At 56.6% G+C, this 19,216-nt stretch carries 19 protein-coding genes and 2 tRNA genes; 14 read left to right on the plus strand and 7 right to left on the minus strand.

Translation table 11 applies throughout. The features are described 5' to 3' along the window. Positions 1-10: 10 nt before the first annotated feature. Complete coding sequence (locus LA04_RS16450) at positions 11-2,200, plus strand: TonB-dependent siderophore receptor (RefSeq protein ID WP_047652410.1); 2,190 nt, start codon at positions 11-13, stop codon at positions 2,198-2,200. 164 nt (positions 2,201-2,364) lie between these two features. After that, positions 2,365-2,440 (plus strand) — tRNA-Asn (locus tag LA04_RS16455). Positions 2,441-2,603: 163 nt separating this feature from the next. Here the strand turns inward: LA04_RS16455 and LA04_RS16460 are convergent. Beyond that, positions 2,604-3,569: a helix-turn-helix domain-containing protein gene (locus LA04_RS16460; RefSeq protein ID WP_047652411.1), complete on the minus strand. Its 966-nt coding sequence runs from the start codon at positions 3,567-3,569 to the stop codon at positions 2,604-2,606. Between the two features lie 402 nt (positions 3,570-3,971). Between LA04_RS16460 and LA04_RS16470 the strand changes: the two genes are divergently transcribed. The 10 genes from LA04_RS16470 (at position 3,972) to LA04_RS24505 (ending at position 10,773) form a co-directional block, all read left to right on the plus strand. Continuing rightward, positions 3,972-4,865 carry a transporter gene (locus tag LA04_RS16470; protein WP_047652413.1) on the plus strand — a complete coding sequence of 298 codons (894 nt, stop codon included), beginning with the start codon at positions 3,972-3,974 and terminating at the stop codon, positions 4,863-4,865. A gap of 55 nt (positions 4,866-4,920) precedes the next feature. Then, positions 4,921-5,400, plus strand: a complete 480-nt coding sequence (locus tag LA04_RS16475; RefSeq protein WP_047652414.1) for a group I truncated hemoglobin — start codon at positions 4,921-4,923, stop codon at positions 5,398-5,400. A 135-nt stretch (positions 5,401-5,535) separates the two neighbouring features. Continuing rightward, a complete protein-coding gene (locus LA04_RS16480) occupies positions 5,536-7,050 on the plus strand; it encodes an amidase (protein WP_047652415.1) in 1,515 nt (504 codons plus the stop codon). 24 nt (positions 7,051-7,074) lie between these two features. After that, complete coding sequence (gene nthA / locus LA04_RS16485; RefSeq protein ID WP_047652416.1) at positions 7,075-7,683, plus strand: nitrile hydratase subunit alpha; 609 nt, start codon at positions 7,075-7,077, stop codon at positions 7,681-7,683. A gap of 15 nt (positions 7,684-7,698) precedes the next feature. Continuing rightward, complete coding sequence (gene nthB, locus LA04_RS16490) at positions 7,699-8,352, plus strand: nitrile hydratase subunit beta (protein WP_047652417.1); 654 nt, start codon at positions 7,699-7,701, stop codon at positions 8,350-8,352. Beyond that, positions 8,349-8,816, plus strand: coding sequence for a nitrile hydratase accessory protein (locus LA04_RS16495; RefSeq protein WP_047652418.1), 468 nt, complete (start codon positions 8,349-8,351; stop codon positions 8,814-8,816). The genes nthB and LA04_RS16495 overlap by 4 nt, the downstream gene beginning before the upstream one ends. Beyond that, complete coding sequence (locus LA04_RS16500) at positions 8,813-9,022, plus strand: CbtB domain-containing protein (protein WP_047652419.1); 210 nt, start codon at positions 8,813-8,815, stop codon at positions 9,020-9,022. The genes LA04_RS16495 and LA04_RS16500 overlap by 4 nt, the downstream gene beginning before the upstream one ends. 10 nt (positions 9,023-9,032) lie before the next feature. After that, a complete protein-coding gene (locus LA04_RS16505; protein ID WP_047652420.1) occupies positions 9,033-9,791 on the plus strand; it encodes a CbtA family protein in 759 nt (252 codons plus the stop codon). Positions 9,792-9,795: 4 nt separating this feature from the next. Then, positions 9,796-10,365, plus strand: coding sequence for a histidine phosphatase family protein (locus LA04_RS16510; RefSeq protein ID WP_047652421.1), 570 nt, complete (start codon positions 9,796-9,798; stop codon positions 10,363-10,365). Positions 10,366-10,590: 225 nt separating this feature from the next. Next, the gene (locus LA04_RS24505; protein ID WP_152594376.1) at positions 10,591-10,773 is read left to right on the plus strand and encodes a hypothetical protein; all 183 of its coding nucleotides are present in this window, start codon (positions 10,591-10,593) and stop codon (positions 10,771-10,773) included. A gap of 3 nt (positions 10,774-10,776) precedes the next feature. Here the strand turns inward: LA04_RS24505 and LA04_RS16515 are convergent, their stop codons facing one another. Then, positions 10,777-11,166 (minus strand): RidA family protein, encoded by a 390-nt coding sequence (locus LA04_RS16515; protein WP_047652422.1) that lies wholly within the window; start codon positions 11,164-11,166, stop codon positions 10,777-10,779. Positions 11,167-11,307: 141 nt separating this feature from the next. Between LA04_RS16515 and LA04_RS16520 the strand changes: the two genes are divergently transcribed. Continuing rightward, complete coding sequence (locus LA04_RS16520; RefSeq protein ID WP_047652423.1) at positions 11,308-12,228, plus strand: LysR family transcriptional regulator; 921 nt, start codon at positions 11,308-11,310, stop codon at positions 12,226-12,228. 53 nt (positions 12,229-12,281) lie between these two features. Here the strand turns inward: LA04_RS16520 and cbl are convergent, their stop codons facing one another. Both cbl and nac read right to left on the minus strand, forming a co-directional pair. Next, positions 12,282-13,232: an HTH-type transcriptional regulator Cbl gene (gene cbl, locus LA04_RS16525; protein ID WP_047652424.1), complete on the minus strand. Its 951-nt coding sequence runs from the start codon at positions 13,230-13,232 to the stop codon at positions 12,282-12,284. A gap of 96 nt (positions 13,233-13,328) precedes the next feature. Then, complete coding sequence (nac, locus tag LA04_RS16530) at positions 13,329-14,246, minus strand: nitrogen assimilation transcriptional regulator NAC (protein WP_047652425.1); 918 nt, start codon at positions 14,244-14,246, stop codon at positions 13,329-13,331. Between the two features lie 320 nt (positions 14,247-14,566). Here nac and LA04_RS16535 point away from each other — a divergent pair. Next, positions 14,567-14,642: transfer RNA gene (locus tag LA04_RS16535), tRNA-Asn, on the plus strand. A gap of 61 nt (positions 14,643-14,703) precedes the next feature. Here the strand turns inward: LA04_RS16535 and ldtA are convergent. From ldtA to LA04_RS16550, 3 genes are all read right to left on the minus strand, one after another. Continuing rightward, a complete protein-coding gene (gene ldtA / locus LA04_RS16540) occupies positions 14,704-15,600 on the minus strand; it encodes a L,D-transpeptidase (RefSeq protein ID WP_047652426.1) in 897 nt (298 codons plus the stop codon). A 61-nt stretch (positions 15,601-15,661) separates the two neighbouring features. Then, positions 15,662-18,355, minus strand: a complete 2,694-nt coding sequence (locus LA04_RS16545) for a cation-transporting P-type ATPase (protein WP_047652427.1) — start codon at positions 18,353-18,355, stop codon at positions 15,662-15,664. Between the two features lie 47 nt (positions 18,356-18,402). Next, positions 18,403-18,834, minus strand: a complete 432-nt coding sequence (locus LA04_RS16550) for a universal stress protein (RefSeq protein ID WP_047652428.1) — start codon at positions 18,832-18,834, stop codon at positions 18,403-18,405. Positions 18,835-19,216: the final 382 nt, after the last annotated feature.

Below are 19,216 nucleotides of genomic sequence, written 5' to 3' on the forward strand. Positions count from 1 at the left end.
CAACATAACAATGAAACGTTCTCATCTTTGGGTTTTAAATCCTTGCTTGCTTGCAATGCTTTCTACCTCTGCGTGGGCGGAAGAACAAAAGGAAGAAAATATCGTGGTCTCCGCCAGCCGCGCGCACCGCAGCGTGGCGGAGATGGCGCAGACCACCTGGGTCATTGAACGGGCTGAAATTGAACAGCAGGTTCAGGGCGGGAAAGAGATTAAAGAGGTGCTGGCGCAGCTGATCCCGGGCATGGACGTCAGCAGCCAGGGCCGTACCAACTACGGTATGAACCTGCGCGGCCGCTCCATGATGGTGATGGTGGACGGCGTTCGCCTGAACTCGTCCCGCAGCGACAGCCGCCAGCTGGACTCTATCGATCCGTTCAACATTGACCGTATCGAAGTGATCTCCGGCGCCACGTCACTCTACGGCGGCGGCAGCACCGGCGGCCTGGTGAACATCGTCACCAAAAAGGGCCAGCCGGATACCGAAGTTGAGTTCCAGACCGGGACAAAGAGCGGGTTTAACAGCCACAACGATCACGATGAGAACGTGTCGGCCGCCGTAAGCGGCGGCAACGACAACGCCTCAGGTCGTCTGTCGGTGTCGTATCAGCGCTACGGCGGCTGGTATGACGGCAAAGGCAACGAGGTGATTATTGATAACACCCAGACCGGCCTCCAGTATTCCGACCGTATTGATGTGATGGGCACAGGCACCATCAACATTGACGATCGTCAGCAGCTGCAGCTGACGACGCAGTACTACAAGAGCGAGTCCGACGGCAAGCATGGGCTGTATCTCGGGAAGAACTTCTCGGCGGTAACGGGCGATGCGACCGCGTACAACAAAGGTAATCTCGATTCTGACCGCGTACCGGGTACCGAGCGCCATCTGATTAACCTGCAGTACTCCAATACCGACTTCTGGGGCCAGGATCTGGTCGCGCAGATTTACTATCGCGACGAGAGCCTGACCTATTATCCGTTCCCGACCCTGACCAAAGGCGTGGTGAGCAGCATCGGCGCGTCCCAGCAGAAAACCGATTTTTACGGCGGCAAGCTGACGCTGAACAGCAAGCCGGCGGACGATTTAACGCTGACCTGGGGTGTGGATGCCGACCACGAAACCTTCGATGCCAACCAGCAGTTCTTCGACCTGAGCAAAGCGGCGGCGAGCGGCGGCATGAAGCTGGATAACGCCTACAACGTGGGCCGTTACCCTGGCTACAGCATCACCAACCTCGCCCCGTTCCTGCAGGCCAGCTACGACATTGACGCCATTACCCTGAGCGGCGGCGTGCGTTATCAGTACACCGAAAACAAGGTGGACGACTTTGTCGGTTACACCCAGCAGCAGGCCATCGCCACCGGGAAAGCCACCTCCGCCGACGCGGTGCCGGGCGGGAAAACCGATTACAACAACTTCCTGTTTAACGCCGGGATCCTCGGTCGCCTGACCGAACAGCAGCAGCTGTGGTTTAACTTCTCACAGGGCTTTGAAATTCCGGACCTGGCGAAGTATTACGGCTCCGGCACCTATCAGCTCAGCAACGGTCACTATCGCCTGCTGAACAGCGTCAACGTGAACGACTCGACGCTGGACGGTATCAAGGTCAACGCTTACGAGCTGGGCTGGCGTTATACCGGGGATAACCTGCGCACACAGGTCGCGGCCTATTACTCGCTCTCGGATAAAACCATCACCATCAACAAGACGGATATGACCATCAACCTGGAAGACGACAAGCGTCGTATCTACGGGGTGGAAGGTCAGGTGGACTATTTCTTCACCGACAGCGACTGGAGCACCGGTGCGAACTTTAACGCCATCAAGTCTGAAACCCGCGAAAACGGCAAATGGGAGAAGCTGACGGTTGACAGCGCCAGCCCGTCAAAAGCCAGCGCCTGGGTCAACTGGGCGCCGGGCGACTGGACCCTGCGCGTGCAGAGCACGCAGACCTTTGACGTGTCAGATTCCGACGGCAAGAAGATCGATGGCTATAACACGGTCGACTTCCTGGGCAGCTACGCCCTGCCGGTGGGTAAGGTCAGCTTCAGCGTGGAAAACCTGCTGGACAAAGACTACACCACCGCCTGGGGCCAGCGCGCGCCGGGGCTGTATAGCCCAACCTACGGTGAACCGGGCCTGTATACCTATAAAGGCCGCGGACGTACGTTTGGTCTGAACTACTCCGTACTGTTCTGATCCTGCGCGCCGCCTGCGGGCGGCGCATTTTGCTGTGTAATTTCAACGCGAATTTGCTATAGAATCAGCGATTTGCTGAAATTGTCGGCAAACGAAAGAAAAGTGCGTTTTCACCCTTTGACAAGGCGTACCGAGGTCGCTACTATGCGCCTCGTTCACACGATTCCTCTGTAGTTCAGTCGGTAGAACGGCGGACTGTTAATCCGTATGTCACTGGTTCGAGTCCAGTCAGAGGAGCCAGATTTAAAGAAGCCTGCTTACGAGCAGGCTTTTTGCTTTTCAGCATTCAGAGATCATCAGCACCGGGTTGCCCCGGCACCATGCATTAACCTGCCTGGATGCGCAGCGGCGCGGTGGCGGCAATCAGCCAGATGCTGCGACAGAGTGGCGTTGAGATAACGCATCACAAACTTTGCTTTTCCTTTGCCAGCAGGGAGCGAGGTGAGACGCCAAAGGCTTTGCGGAAGGCGTGGCTGAAATGAGAGAAATCAGAGAAACCGAAATCCAGTGCCACCTGTGACACACTTTTTACCTTTCCACGTTCGATAGCCTCGCGGCTCGCCCGCAGTCTCTCCTGCCAAATCACTGCCATCGGCGTTTTTTTATGGCGGGCGAAAGCGCGCGTGACGGTACGAACGGAAACGTGGTGAGCCCGTGCCAGACTTTCGATGTTCAAATCAGGCTCGACAAGTTGCCGCCTGATGTAATTCATCATGCGGGCATAGAGATCGCGCTCAGCACTGACGTTGTCAGAATCCTGTAATTCCAGACTCAACACCAGCAGATCCAGCAGCGTCTGGGAGAAACGCCCAGAAATATCCGGGTTGTCCAGATAGCTGGGCATTACCGTCGCCTGGCGCAGCATTTCACGCAGCGGGATCACGCCGGGGCGGCGGTCATCCAGCACCACAGCAGTGAGGTTTTCAATCCCCGGCAAACGACCACTCAGCAGATGTCGTGGGACCCGCACCAGATGGTTCTCGTGTCCACCCAGACTGAAACGGAAAGTCTGTGCGGCGTCGTAGAGCACCAGACTATTCGCCACCAGCGCCGCCTTGCGTCCACCCTGCTCAAGCTGGCCGTATCCTCCCTGCATATAGCCCAGCCACAGATCATCATCGGGGCCTTGTCTCAGATATCGGGCGGTGCGATCCCAGCGGTGCAAAGGTGCGGACAACGAACAGATATCCACCATTCCCACGCCACGCACCGCAAGCCGGGCGTCAAAGTCGACCCCTGCCATGGGCACGCTGGCGGCCGGAATGCAGTGACGTAACACGACGTCGTTCCAGTATTCGAAGCGTCGTGACTCGGCAACGCCAACGGTCGAATAGTGGGTGCTGCCCGCAGACTGCATGAAGCTATTCATAATTGCTCACCTCGCGACGTGAATCCCGCATAAACAACAGAAACATGTTCAGAGGCAGCAACTATCGTGCCAGCAGGTCGATCCCCCCCTCCCTTTCTTACCTGCATCTTCACTAACTCACTCAAAATACGTCTTGAAACCTGTCGTCTCAGCTCGCCTGCCATCCTGTTGCTGGTGGCGTCGGAAAGCGGAAACGTTACGCCAGGCATGTGCAACTGCACTAAGACGGAGCACCACGCTATGGAACTTTTCAGGGCTTCGCGCCCGTTGTCCCTGCCAGCCAAACGACTGTCCTTATGAAACAAGTTCGCAGCAAATTTCTCCCTAGTATCAATAAGCGCAAAATCTTCCGGCCGCACCCGGTGCCGGACTTAAGCGACAAAAGATAAAAGGGAGAACGTGATGACTTTTAGCGGTACCCGATTTCGCATCAGCCTGGTCGCCTGCACACTCTGGCTGGCAGCCGACCAGGTCCATGCAGTCGATCTTAACTCGCAGGATCTCATTCCGGCTCCTGCCGGTACCAATGCCATTCTGGGGTATTTCACCTACACCACACGAGACAGCTTTACCCCCACAGGTGGCGATGAAATCAAGCAAGGCACCGGACTGGACTCCTTCGTCAGCATCTTTCGTTATGTCCACTACATGGATGTCGGGGGCTTTACCGTCGCGCCGCAGGTGCTGCTGCCGTACGGACGTCTTTATAACGGCTCCCTGAGCGGTATCCACCTCGACTCCGCCAGCGGCCTGGGCGATCCCATTCTGGCCGCCCCGGTCTGGCTGGTGAATAACCCCAGCACTACCTTCGCTATCGTGCCCTACCTGTACGTTCCTGCCGGTTCCTTTGATGCCGGACGCACACTCAACGTTGGTGAGAACCGCTGGAAGTTCGACTTGCAGGTCGGCGGCGTGCAACAGCTGGGTCATGGCTTCGCCACACAGTTATCTGCTGATGCGCTGTGGTATGGCGATAACGACGATGCCACGGGTATCGGTACCGGTCGTCTCAAACAGGATAACACCTACCAATTTCAGGGCTGGCTAAGCTGGACGCCACCGGCTGACAAGACCTGGACCGTCTCCGCCGGTTACGCCAAATCGTGGGGCGGCAAACAGCAGATCGACGGCGTCGATAGCGGACAAGCGACACGTTCGGATCAAGTTCGCCTGGAGTTGTCGAAGTTCGTCACCCCCACGGTGCAAGTTCAGGGCTTGGTCCAGCGCGACGTCAATGTCGATGGCGGTTTTAAAGAAGATCTACACACCACCCTGCGCGTGATGAAGCTGTTCTGATCAGGACAGAGACCACGACCTCCCCGACCATTCACTTGCAACGGAGAAATTCACGATGAACGAACAACAAAAACCCTCTCTCTATGAACGTCTTGGCGGTTATGACGCCGTGTATGCCTTCGCCGGAGAAGTGTTGAAAACCTGTATGAAGCATCCCGACATCGGCCATATCTGGGCGCATATGTCCGAGTCGTCATTCCAGAAAGAGCACATTAACTTCGTTGATTTCTTGTGCAAACACTGGGGTGGCAACACCGTCTATCGGGGACGAGATATGGTTACCGCACATCGCGGTATGGGTCTGACCGAGGTGCACTGGAAGGCCGTATTCGAGTCTATCGACGAGTGTTACGAAAACTTCAACGTACCGCAGGATATTCGCGAAGAAGTCACAGCCTTCCTGGCCCAATTCAAGCCCGCTGTCATCGGCAGTCCTTCGTATCGCGACGTGGTGCTCTCACACCCAGACATGGACGTGACCAAGGGCATGAAAAGTGTCGGTATCCACTGGCCCAAGGCCGATAAGCCGTCTTAACACCTGACAGACACCCACTGAATGCGTGGGTGTCCATTTCAGCCAAACGACTGACCCGGATAACCAGGTCGGGATGGCATTCCGGGCTTATGTTCAGGACAGGTGCATGAGCAAACAAAAGAAAAAGGAAACAGCATGGCTATTCAACGTCCCACTACCGAACAACTACAAGAGCTTGCCAGTCGGCTGTATATCAGCCTGACGCCGGCGCAGGCTGAGGAATATCTGGCGCTGATGCAGGCTAACTTCGATGCCTACGATCTGGTCGACTCCCTGCCTGATGATATCCCTGAGGTCCGCTATCCACGTGCTGCCGGTTATCGTCCGACTGACGAGGAGAATCCGCTCAACGCCTGGTATTACAAAACCGAGGTCAAAGGTGCGGCGACGGGCACACTGGCCGGGCGGACCATTGCCCTTAAAGACAATGTCTCGCTGGCCGGCGTACCGATGATGAACGGTACCTCCACACTCGAAGGTTTTGTACCATCCTACGATGCGACTGTGGCCACTCGCCTGCTGGATGCCGGGGCGACGATTCTGGGCAAGGCCACGTGCGAACACTTCTGCCTCTCCGGCGGCAGCCACACATCTGATCCTGCCCCGGTACATAATCCTCACCGTCATGGCTATGCCGCTGGCGGTTCGTCTTCCGGCAGCGCCGCGCTGGTAGCGGCTGGTGAGGTCGACATGGCGATAGGCTGCGATCAGGGCGGTTCAATCCGTATCCCTTCCGCCTTCTGTGGTACCTACGGCATGAAACCGACCCACGGTCTGGTGCCTTATACCGGCATCATGCCGATTGAGGCGACCCTCGACCACGCCGGTCCCATCACTGCCAGCGTGCGCGACAACGCGCTGATGCTGGAAGCCATCGCCGGCAGTGACGGGCTTGATCCGCGTCAGTATGCGCCTGTTGCAGAGGCTTATACCGCCGCCCTCGGAAAAGGTGTAGGCGGTCTGAAAATCGGCATTCTGACAGAAGGCTTCCAGTTGCCGAATCTGGACCCGCAGGTAGAAGCGAAGGTGCGGGCCGCCATCACCCGCCTGCAGGAACTGGGCGCCATCGTGAGCGAAATTTCTGTGCCGGAACACAATCTGGCGGGCGCGCTTTGGTCGCCAATCGGCTGCGAAGGTCTGACTGCCCAGATGATGCACGGCAACGGCATGGGCTTTAACTGGGAAGGTCAGTACGACGTCAGCCTGCTGGACAAACACGCGCAATGGCGCGACAGCGCGGATGCGCTCTCCCCGTCGCTTAAAGTGTGCATGTTCGTCGGCCAGTATGGGCTGGAACGCTATAACGGCCGCTACTACGCCAGGGCGCAGAATATCGCGCGTCAGGCACGTGCTGGCTACGACCGGGCCCTGAGCCATTTCGATCTGCTGGTGATGCCGACCGTACCTATTGTGGCTCAGCCGATGCCAGATCCTGACTGTTCCATCACCGAATATATCGCGCGCGCTTTCGAGATGATCGGCAACACGGCCCCACAGGATGTCACCGGTCACCCGGCCATGTCTGTCCCCTGCGGCATGGTCGATGGACTCCCCGTGGGCATGATGCTGGTAGGACGGCACTACGCTGAAAGCACGATCTATCAGGCCGCCGCCGCTTTCGAAGCCTGCGGTGACTGGCGGACGTTTTAACCTTTAACTTTCGGGAAACATAACATGAGCCATAAACACGACCACGAACATACCGAACCACCAGCGGACATCGAGTTGCGCGTCCGCGCGCTGGAATCCCTGTTACAGGAAAAAGGCCTGATCGACCCGGCTGCGCTGGATGAGTTGATTGATACCTACGAGCACAAAGTCGGCCCCCGCAACGGTGCACAGGTTGTCGCCAGAGCGTGGATCGACCCGGAATACAAGCGTCGCCTGATGGAAAACGCCACCGCTGCCATTGCGGAACTGGGTTTCTCCGGCATACAGGGCGAAGACATGCTGGTCGTAGAGAACACGCCGGACGTGCACAACGTCACCGTCTGTACGCTCTGTTCCTGCTACCCCTGGCCGGTACTGGGTCTGCCGCCGGTATGGTACAAATCAGCGCCCTATCGTTCGCGTATTGTTATTGACCCGCGCGGCGTTCTCGCCGGGTTCGGATTGCACATCCCAGAAAGCAAAGAGATTCGCGTCTGGGACAGCAGCGCCGAATTGCGTTATCTGGTACTGCCTGAACGTCCGGCAGGCACCGACGGCTGGAGCGAGGCGCAGTTGAGCGCACTGATCACGCGCGATTCGATGATTGGCACCGGTGTGGTTAGCGCACCCTAATGTGAGGAGAAAAACATGAACGGGATACACGATCTGGGGGGAATGCACGGCCTTGGCCCAATCCTTATAGAGGAGAACGAGCCCTGTTTCCATCATGAGTGGGAACGCCGCGTCTTTCCTCTGTTCGCCTCATTGTTCGTCGGCGGGCATTTTAACGTTGATGAATTCCGCCACGCTATTGAACGTATGGCGCCGAGCGAATATCTGGAGTCGGATTACTACGAGCACTGGCTGCACGCGTTCGAAACCTTACTGCTGGAAAAGGGCGTGATCACGGTTGAAGAACTGTGGGGGGGTGCGAAACCAACCCTCTGTAAGCCTGGCACAGCAGTGCTGACGCAGGACATGGTATCCATGGTTGTCAGTACCGGCGGGTCTGCCCGGGTCAGCCATGATGTCGCGCCCCGTTTTCGGCCAGGGGATCTGGTTCGGACGAAAAATTTCAATCCGACCACCCATACCCGACTGCCACGCTACGCACGCGACAAAGTCGGTCGCATTGAGATCGCCCACGGCGTGTTTATTACGCCAGATACTGCGGCACACGGTCTGGGCGAACATCCTCAACATGTCTACAGCGTCAGTTTCACTGCGCAGGAGCTGTGGGGAGAGCCACGCCCGGACAAAGTGTTCATCGATTTGTGGGATGACTATCTGGAGGAAGCATGAACACCGCGACGCAACACGATTATGCTGCCGTCGGGCTACCGCGCGACGAAGAAGGGCCGGTATTTGATAAGCCCTGGCAGGCAAAAGCATTCTCCCTGATAGTCCATCTGCACCAGGCCGGGCTGTTCCCGTGGACAGAGTGGGTACAGACATTCAGCAAAGAGATTAAAGCGGCACCAGCGCAACCGGGCGAAAGCGTGAATGATGCCTACTATCGCCAGTGGACCGCAGCGATGGAAAACATGATGACCACGCTCAACCTGGCGGTGCCGGATGATATCAACCGACGCACACAGGAATGGCGCCAGGCGTATCTCAACACGCCTCACGGCCAGCCGATTGTACTGGCGAACGCCAGTTGCCCGCCAACACATAGCCATCATCACCTTCCGCTGGGCGTGCCGGTAACGGTGAGTCCGGCGCATGTTACTAATAGCAAAATCAACAATGGAGTCACACCATGAGTGATATCACCCTTAATGCCCACGCCCCGGCTGCCCCAATTCCTGTCGCGGAACTGCTGCCCTGGGCGCTGTTCACTACCTTGCTGGCGCTGCTGGCAATCTATTTTGTTGGCGCAGAACAAGGCGCAACGTCGATGTTTTCCGGCACGCAGGTGCATGAATTCTTCCACGACGCGCGTCATCTGCTGGGCTTTCCCTGCCACTGAGGAGGCGGACATGATTGGGAAACTGTTATTGAAAGGAATGATGGCTGGCATTCTCGCCGGGCTGGTGGCATTTGCCTTTGCCCATCATTTCGGCGAGCCGCAGGTTGACCGCGCGATTGGTCTGGAAGAAAGCCTGTCCGCCCATAAGCACCAACACGGCGCGTCGGCGGACAGCGGGGAAGAGCATGAGGTGTTTAGCCGACAGACCCAGTCCGGCATCGGCCTGATGGCTGGCATGGCGTTGTTTGGCGCCGCACTGGGCGGGGGTCTGGCGTTGGTGTGGGCCTTTAGCTACCAGCGCATTGGGCCATCGAACCCGCGTGTGCTGGCACTCTGTCTGGCGCTGGCCGGTTTTCTGGCGATGAGCCTGATGCCAGGACTGAAATATCCGCCCAATCCGCCCGCAGTCGGCAACCCGGATACCATCGGCTATCGCACCGGGCTGTACTTCGTCATGATGCTGCTTTCCATAGGCATCGTCATCTCTGCCACGTGGTTATCACGTCATCTAACGCCGCGCCTGAGCAGCGGCAATGCACTGATGTGGGCTGTACTGTTCGGCATCGCGCTAATGCTGGTGGTTTGTGCGCTAATGCCGACAGTGAACGAAGTGTCCGACCACTTCCCGGCGGATCTGCTTTGGAATTTCCGCATGAGTTCCTTCGGCACGCATCTGGTGCTTTGGGGCGTCATCGGCGTGGCGTTCGGCGCCTTAGCCGAGCGCGCCCCGGCGACACACAGACAGCAGCCGGTTTTACGTCGCGGTTAATGTGATGAGAGCGTCGCTTACGCTAATTTGTCAGGGAGAAACGGCAGCGTCCAGAAGTTCACATTTTCCCTGTGATGATCCTCTGGAGACACGAGAATGGCAACGCGCGCAGAAGTTACACGCCATTGCCGCCCGTTATCATAGTGTCTGGACCGCCCCGGAAACCGCCGCCCGACAAACCGCGACGGCGCTCTCTTTACATGCTACCCCAACAGCTGAACTGGCGGATACCGACTATGGCCTCTGGGCCGGCCGGCCCTTACGCGAGGTGATGACGCAGGATGCCGACGCGTTCCACGCCTGGCTTGAGGGCGCTGCGCCACCCGGCGGCGAGTCTCGTGCTCAGTTATTGGCTCGCTGTGCCGCATGGCTGGCTCAGCGTGTTGCTATTCCGGGTCTTCACTGTGCAGTTGTACCCGCAGCCGTCATCCGCGCCATGATCGTCGATGCTCTCGGCGCACCACCCCAGTCATTTGCACGCATCGACATTCACCCGCTAAGCATCACCGAGTTACGCAGCGACGGAAGGCGCTGGCATTTTTGTGTATTGAAAGACCGCGCAACTGGCAAATAGACAACTTTCCACCAGCAGATGAATGTCAGCCATACGTGTTATTCGGTGACAGGCGTAAACGTTTTATGATCTTTAATGGACACCAGACGTTTATTGTGGAGCCCCATGCCTGTTCAGCATGCAAAAAGGTGGTCATTTTGGTGGTCTTGACAGACAAGGATTGCTGATTTAACTTAATTATCAGCCAGTTGATGGCATAGGCGATCCGAGTCAGAGGAGCCAAATTTGAAAAGCCTGCTTTTGAAGCATGCTTTTTGCTTTTCTGCGTCTCGACAATTTTCTGGTGGTGCTGCGCTTACCCGACCTACGGAACTGTATGCCCGGTCAGCGCAGCGCCACTGGCGCAGTAAACCGCTGCTTTCATCATTTTTCCTCTGTTTTATTTTCGACAAGCGGAAAGACCCGTAACGCTCACGGCAGCCTGGCAATCACCTTAATCTCAAACTGGAATCCGTACAGCCACGTCACGCCGATCCCGGTCAACGTCGGGTAAGGCGCTTCCCCCCAATATTCTGGCAGGATACTCCAGATAGCGTCGAGGTTTGACTCGGGATCGACGACAAAGAGGGTAACGTCAACCACGTCATCGAACGTGCAGCCCGCAGCCGCAAGAACAGCATTAAGGTTATCGAATGCTAGCCGGAACTGCGCGTTGAGATCCTCTTCAGGCGAACCATCCTCCCGGCTACCTACCTGTCCAGAAACAAACAGGAAGCCGTTAGATTTGATGGCCGGTGAATACCGATTTCGCTCGTAGAGCGCCTGCCGACCGAAGGGGAAAACGGCTTCGCGTGTTGTCATGTTTGTGCCTCTGTAATGGGGCGAAATCTGCCCGGTGAACATAAAGACACTTTACAGGTGCAAGCTCGGGCGGATAAACAAGCGACTTTGTCCATCATTGTTTGTAATATCCAAACAATCGATGAAAAGAGAGGACAAAGGATGGATCGTTTCGATGCGATGCGCGCCTTTGCTCGCGTGGTGGAGGCAGGCAGTTTCACCAAGGCTGCCCAAACGCTTCACATGAGCAAAACCACGGTGACGCAGCTTATTCAGCAACTTGAAGCGCGCCTGCGCGTCAAGCTGCTCCATCGCACCACCCGCAGGCTCGGCGTCACTCCTGATGGTGCGGTCTACTACGAACGCGTCATCCGCCTGCTGGCGGACATGGAAGATGCTGAAAACAGCCTGTCCAGTTCGGCGAAAGCGCCCAGGGGACGGCTACGGGTAGATGTGCCCACTCCCCTCGCCCGCCTTGTGCTGGTGCCCGCGCTACCGGCTTTTCACGCGCGCTACCCTGATATCCAGTTCGACATGGGGGTGAGTGACCGGGTGGTGGATCTGATCGGCGATAATGTGGATTGCGTCCTGCGAGGCGGTGAAATCAACGATCAGTCCCTGATCGCACGCCATGTCGGCGATTTGCAAATCGGTGTTTACGTCGCGCCGAGCTATGTGGAACGCCTAGGCCTCCCTGCGCATCCGCGAGAGCTGGAGAACACGGACCATCGCATAGTTGGATTCTTGTCCTCACGCACCGGTAAGGTTGATCCTCTGGTACTGCGCTGTGAGAGCGAACATGTTGAAATCACGGGCAGCTACGTGCTTGCTGTGGATGATGGCAACGCCTACCTCGAAGCCGGGCTCGCGGGATTAGGCGTGATTGCGCTACCCGTCTATATGGCGGCAGCGCATCAGGCATATGGATCCTTGATTCCGCTATTTGAAGACTGGCGTATTGATCCAATGCCCCTGTATCTGGCCTTTCCGCCTAACCGCCATATCAATGCCAAACTGCACGTTTTTATTGATTGGATCGTTGAATTGATGCGGCAGCATGTCCCCACGACTTACAATAAGTGACGACATACTGCCCCCTGATTCGGTCAGTGCAGCGCTACCGGGCAAACCAGCGCCTAAATCTGATAATCAATCGCCACTTCTTCCGGTTCCATCACCTGGCGTTTAATCTCATCTACCGACAGCCCGGCGTTGCAGAGCTCGATAAAGCGCCACACGTAGTTGCGCTGCAGCTGCCCGCGCTTCAGGCCAAGCCATACTGTGTTGGCGTCAAACAGGTGACGCGTATCAAGACGCACCAGATTCCCGTCCTCGCGTTCTCCGCTGGACTGTTCCGCCACCAGACCAATGCCGAGACCCAGCTCGACGTAGGTTTTGATCACGTCAGAATCCTGTGCGCTCAGCACCACGTCCGGCGTTAGCCCTTTGCGGTTGAAGGCTTCATCAATGCGCGAGCGTCCGGTGATCCCCTGGCGGTAGGTAATCAGCGGCCATTTCGCAATGTCTTCCAGCGACAGAGGGGAAACCTGATTCAGCGGATGATCCACCGGGAGTAATAGGCTGTGGTACCAGCGGAACCAGGGGAACGCCACCAGCAGCGGGTCGTTGCTCAGGCGTTCGCTGGCAATGCCGATATCCGCCCCACCGTTTTGCAGCAGCACTTCAATTTCCTGCGGCGTACCCTGGATGAGCTCCAGACGGACGTCGGGGAAAAGTTCGCGGAACGCTTTAATCACCGGCGGCAGGCTGTAGCGCGCCTGGGTGTGGGTGGTGGCGATGGTGAGTACGCCCGAGGCGTCATTGGTGAAGAGATCCGCCAGACGACGCACGTTGCTGGCCTCGTTGAGGATCCGCTCTGCAATGGTGAGCAAAGCCTTACCAGGCTCCGTCATGCCGAGCAGCCGCTTGCCGCGACGGATAAAGATCTCTATGCCCAGCTCCTCTTCCAGCTCGCGGATATGGCGGCTGACGCCGGACTGAGAGGTATAAAGCATATTGGCGACCTCGGTCAGGTTGTAGTCCCGCCTGGCCGCCTCACGGATAATTTTAAGTTGCTGGAAATTCACGATTCACTCCGGCGCATCTGACATAGCTCTATTGTTAGAGTCAGCCGCGCTGCAGAACAAATAATAAAAACCAGCATCTTATGCTTTTATGGAATATCAGCTCACGAGCTGAAGTTCACGATTCTCAAGCGACGGCTTGCTGACCAGCGACATCAAAATCTCTTTTACCGCCTGCGCCTGCGGCGTCAGCGAACCGCGTGCAGACATGTTCAGCGACAGCGGCAGGCTCATGGAAGGCGTGGTGATGCGTGCCATCCAGCCGTTCGCCGCGCTGCACAGCGAGCGGGCTGCAGATTCTGGCAGAACCGTCACGCCCATTCCGCTGGCAATGGCTGCGGTCAGCGTGGAGATCGAGTCAATTTCACCGATGATTTTGGCCGTCAGACGGCGCAGGGAGAACGCTTCGTCCACGCGCACCCGCACGGCGCTGTAGTCGCGCGGCAGATAAAGGTTCATCTCTGCCACGGCGGTAAGGTCTACGCTCTGGCCCGGACAGTCGCGGGTGCCCACGAGGTAGAGATCTTCTTTCAGCAGCGGCTGGCTGGTAATGCCGGCGACCGGGGAGCGATCGTAAAGGACCGCCATATCCAACTGGCCGTTGAGTAGTTTGTCATTCAGCATGGAACCGCTGTTTTCGTGCAGGTACACCAGCACCTCAGGCAGCTCGGCGCGGACGGCCTGCAGCAGCGGCATGGTAATAGAGGACGCTGCCGTTCCCGGCGCCAGGCCGATAGAAACGTGCCCGCTCAGGGTCTGGCCCACGTTATTCACCGCCAGCTGCGCCTGTTCACACTGGCGGAGGATGGTGCGCGCATGGGTATACAGGATCTTACCTGCTTCGGTTGGCGTAACGCCGCGTTTGGTACGAATCAGTAACTGCTGATCCATCTCGCCTTCCAGAGTAGCCACCTGCTGGCTCAGCGCAGGCTGCGCGATATGCAGCACTTCTGCCGCTTGAGTCAGGCTGCCGATATCGACGATTTTTACGAAGTATTTCAGTCGTCTTAAGTTCATTTTGCCCCCTGTTCGAAATGCTGTGCCGGAACCGGCTGTCGTTGTTGAACAGGTTTTGCAATATGAATGCCACTTTTACCAGGCGGTCTGAATTGTTCGCTAAGCGCCTGAAAATAAGGAAACCTAATCATGGAGGGGGGTATTATTACCGAAACAGCAGTTTGTGATCTGCCCCATTAGGGGTATACCCGCACCATGACGGTGCATTCCGCTGACAAAAACATCACTTTGCCGATTTTGTCAGCAAACAATCAAAAGGCGTTGATCCACCCTTTGACAAGGCGAACGCAGGTCGATAATATGCGCCCCGTTCACACGATTCCTCTGTAGTTCAGTCGGTAGAACGGCGGACTGTTAATCCGTATGTCACTGGTTCGAGTCCAGTCAGAGGAGCCAAATTTGAAAAGCCTGCTTTTAAAGCAGGCTTTTTGCTTTTCTGTGCCTGGAAAGATGGCCCTCACATGCCAATCTTAACCGGCATCCCCGACCGCCGTTCCAGTTCGGCTCCTGCCCCCTCGTTTATCAGCTGCGTCCGCTGCGCGGCGGAGATGGGCAGCGGCACCTTCCGGGTTGATTCAAATTCCGCACGGTTACGTGATAATGGCTCGTGAACTTCCACCCATCGGCTGCCGTCCGGCTCGCTGGTGACTTTAACCGGCCTGTCGATAAGCTGCACGCGGGTACCTACGGGAACGTTATCGAAAAGATACTTGATGTCGTTATTGCGCAGACGGATACAGCCCTGGCTCACCCGCAGCCCGATGCCGAAATTCGAGTTGGTGCCGTGAATGGCATACAGCCTTCCGATATAAATCGCATACAGGCCCATCGGGTTATCCGGCCCGGCGGGCACGAATGCCGGCAGCGTTTTCCCTTCCGCCGCATAGGCACGGCGCGTATTCGGCGTCGGAGACCAGGTTGGCCCCTCCTGCTTACGCTCAACGGCCGTCACCCAGTTACGCGGGGTTTCACGCCCGGCCTGACCGATGCCGATGGGCAGCACTTCAACGGTAGTGCCGCCAGGCGGGTAGTAGTAGAGGCGCATTTCCGCCGCATTCACGATAATGCCCTCGCGGACGGTGTCAGGCAAAATCAGCTGCTGAGGTACAACCAGCCGGGTGCCGGGTTTGGGCAAAAAAGGATCCACCCCCGGATTCGCTTCCAGCAGGTTGCTCAGCCCCTGCCCATACTGCGCGGCAAAGGCTTCCAGAGGCAGCGTATTGCCTTCGGGAACGGTGATGATAATCGGGGTTCCCACCAGACGACTGCCTTGCGGCGGGAGTGTATAGGTTACGGCAAACGCGCCGGGTACAGCGGCACACAGCGTAAGGACGAACCAGGTCAGTCGAATCATAGTTTTCTGCGCTCAAAAAAGAGAAAGCCCGGACTCAGGCAGGCTTTCTCAGTTTACGCTATCACGCCTCGGTTTTGCGCCACCTGCGGGTCAGCACTTTCTCCGCCTCGACAATAAGGAACATCACAAAACCAATCAGGAAGGTGATGACCCAGTAGCGGAACGGCAGCGCTTCGGTGCCAAACAGCATCTGCATGAACGGTGCGTAAATAATAAGAAGCTGTAACGCCAGCAGTACGCCGCTCACGATCCAAATCCCTTTGTTCGCCAGCAGGCCTTTGCTCAGCGAGAAGCCGTCATTAACGCGACAGTTGAGCATGTAAAACCACTGCGCGGTCACCAGGGTTTGCAGCAGCACGGTGCGGATAAACTCCGCCGAGTAGCCGCGCGGCTGTAGCCAGGCTTCCAGCACGAAGGCGCTAATGGCAATCATCAGACCGACAAACACCACGCGCCAGATGGCATAGCCGTCCATCACATGGAGATTCGCCTTGCGCGGTGGCCGGTTCATGATGTCCTTCTCACCCGCTTCAAATGCCAGGCCAAACGACAGGGTCGCCGACGTCGCCATGTTCATCCACAGGATCAGGACCGGCGTCAGCGGGATCAGGTTCCCCGCCAGCAGCGCGATGATGATCAGCAGAGCCTGCGCGATGTTGCTGGGGATAACGAACAGAATGGTCTTTTTCAGGTTGTCGTAAACCCGGCGTCCCTCGTGCACCGCGCTGGCAATGGTGGCAAAGTTGTCATCCGTTAACACCATGTCGGCGGCTTCCTTGGTCACTTCCGTCCCCTTAATTCCCATGGCGATACCCACATCCGCCCGCTTGAGCGCCGGGGCATCATTTACGCCATCCCCGGTCATGCCCACGACTTCCTGCTTACTTTGCAGGGCCTGCACGAGGCGGAATTTATCCTCCGGGCTGGTTCGGGCGAAAATATCGTACTGCTGCGCGGCGTCGCTCAGCTGACGGTCGTCCATCGCCTCCAGCTCACGTCCGGTGATAGCGCTTGCGGCATTACCAATCCCCAACATTTGCCCAATGCTCATGGCCGTTTGCGGGTGGTCGCCGGTGATCATTTTCACGCGGATCCCGGCCTGCAGACAGTCGGCAATGGCGGTAATCGCCTCCGGACGCGGCGGATCCATCATTCCAGCAATACCCAGCAGGATCACGCCATCGTGCAGGTCCGGGTGATCCAGCTCGCGCTGTCCCTCGCGGGCAGGTTTCCAGGCCGCAGCCACCATGCGCAGCCCTTCGCGGGCATACTCTTCAATCTTCCCTTCCCAATAGGGCTGATCGAACGGCTGCAGCCCGTCATTCGTCTGCTGGTACTGGCAGAGACGGAACAGGACGTCCGGCGCGCCGGTGATTAAAATAACCTCTTCATCGCCCAGCCGGTACAGCGTGGACATGTATTTATACTGCGAATCAAACGGGATTTTACTGCGCATTTCGGTATCGAGCGGTGGGAGCGGAATTTTCGCCGCCAGCACCTTCAGCGCGCCCTCGGTTGGGCCCCCGGTGATTTTCCACAGCCCCTGCTCGTCTTTGATCAGCTGGCTGTCATTACAGAGATCGATGGTGCGAAGATAGCGTTCCAGCAGGGAACCCTGCGTCACGCTGACGGGCGTCGGGTCATCTACGGGGTGAATATTCCCCACCGGTTCGTAGCTGTCGCCCTCCACGCGATAGGTCGTGTCAGCGGTAATCACCGCTTTGACCGTCATTTCATTCATCGTCAGGGTGCCGGTTTTATCCGAGCAGATGACCGTCATCGCGCCCAGCGTTTCCACCGTAGGCAGCTTGCGAATGATGGCCTTGCGACGCGCCATGGCCTGTACGCCAAGCGAAAGGATGATGGAGATGATGGCCGGCAGGCCTTCAGGCACGGCGGCAACGGCGAGGCTAATAAGCGACAGTACCAGTTCAGAAACCGGCATATCCCGGAACAGGAGGCTAAAGACAAACAGCGCCACCATCATCACCAGGATAGTGATGAAGATGGTCTTACCGAGCTTATCCATCTGCACCATCAGCGGCGTGCGGTGCTTTTCAATGTCGGACATCATCTGATTGATGTGACCCAGCTCGGTCTCGCCTCCGGTAGCCACCACCACGCCTTTACCGCCGCCGGAGCTGACGGTGGTGCCTGAGTAGAGCAGATTATACCGGTCACCTAAAGGCAGTTCCCCGCTTAACGCATCGCTGTTTTTCTCAACAACGGTGGATTCGCCGGTCAGGATGGCCTCCTCCACGCGAAGGTTATGCGCTTCAATCACGCGCAGATCGGCAGGGATACGATCCCCGGCACGGATCACCACGATATCTCCCGGGACCAGCGCCGTAGTGGGGATCGTTTCATGATTCCCCTGTCGTACCACCACGGCTTCGCTGGAGAGCATATTGCGAATACTCTGCAACGATTTTTCAGCATTGCTCTCCTGAATATGGCCAATCAGCGCGTTAATGATGGCAACACCAAGGATCACAAACATGTCTACCCAGTGGCCCATAAAGAGCTTAAGCAACGCGGCCACCAGCAGAACGTAAATCAATACGTCGTTAAAATGCGCCAGGAAGCGCAGCCAGGCAGGTTTGCCCTTTTTTTGCGGTAACGCATTCTCACCGTGCTGCTGAAGTCGGGCTGATGCCTCAGTGCCGCTAAGGCCTTCCAGGGTGGAGTGGATATTCGACAGGGTTTCGTCAACGGTTTGTTGATAGTACGGACGTTCAGGTTTTCCTGTTTTCATCGTTCCTTCCTCAGGTTCTATTCAGAAATCACCTTGCTTCTCTGTAATTAACGAATAACGAAAACAGGAACATGTGCGTAACGAACAATACTTGCCGCCTCTGAACCTAACAAATGGGTTTGAATATTGGGATTGCGGGAGCCGACGATAATCGCGCCGACAGCAAGTTCATCCGCCAGCTTAATAACCTCATCACGAACATTCCCGCTACGGACGTGGAGATGAACCCGTTCTTCTGGCAGATTCAATTTTTTGACCAGGTCAGACAGCTTTTCTTTCGAATTATTAATCATATATTCATCCATTTTGCGCGCATCGGAAATAAAACCACGCGTCAGTTCGGCTGAAAATTTGGGCATGACGTGCAGCAGATGAATGTCACCCGATGCGCTTTGCGCCAGAAACTGTGCATGCTGCAACGCTTTATCCGCCAGGCTTGTCTCGTAGACATCCACCGGAACGAGAATGTTTTTATACATATCGAGCATCCTTTTTATAACCAACACGAGAGTGAATGAAGCAAAAAAACGCATTAAATGCAGGGACTTGCCCTTAATGCCAATTACGGTAAAAAAAGATGATTAATATTAAACGTAGCACAGGAATATCAGGTTTAGCGCTTCCCCACTGATAATGGTTATTTAACATTTATCTTTTCGCCGACTATGCTCATAGTCAGCTACCGCTTCCGGCTCATGGAGGAATGTATGTATGGTTTAAGCCTGATCCGTCTGGGTATGTTTATTGCGCTTGCCATTATCGCCAGCACGGCGATTGGTTTATTTACCTATATGGTCGTCACTGTTCTGGCAGAATAGTGTCACCCCTGTCCAGGCTATGGAATAAATAAAACAGTTATTT

This window comes from Enterobacter sp. UCD-UG_FMILLET, assembly GCF_000762975.1.
GTDB lineage: Bacteria > Pseudomonadota > Gammaproteobacteria > Enterobacterales > Enterobacteriaceae > Enterobacter > Enterobacter dykesii.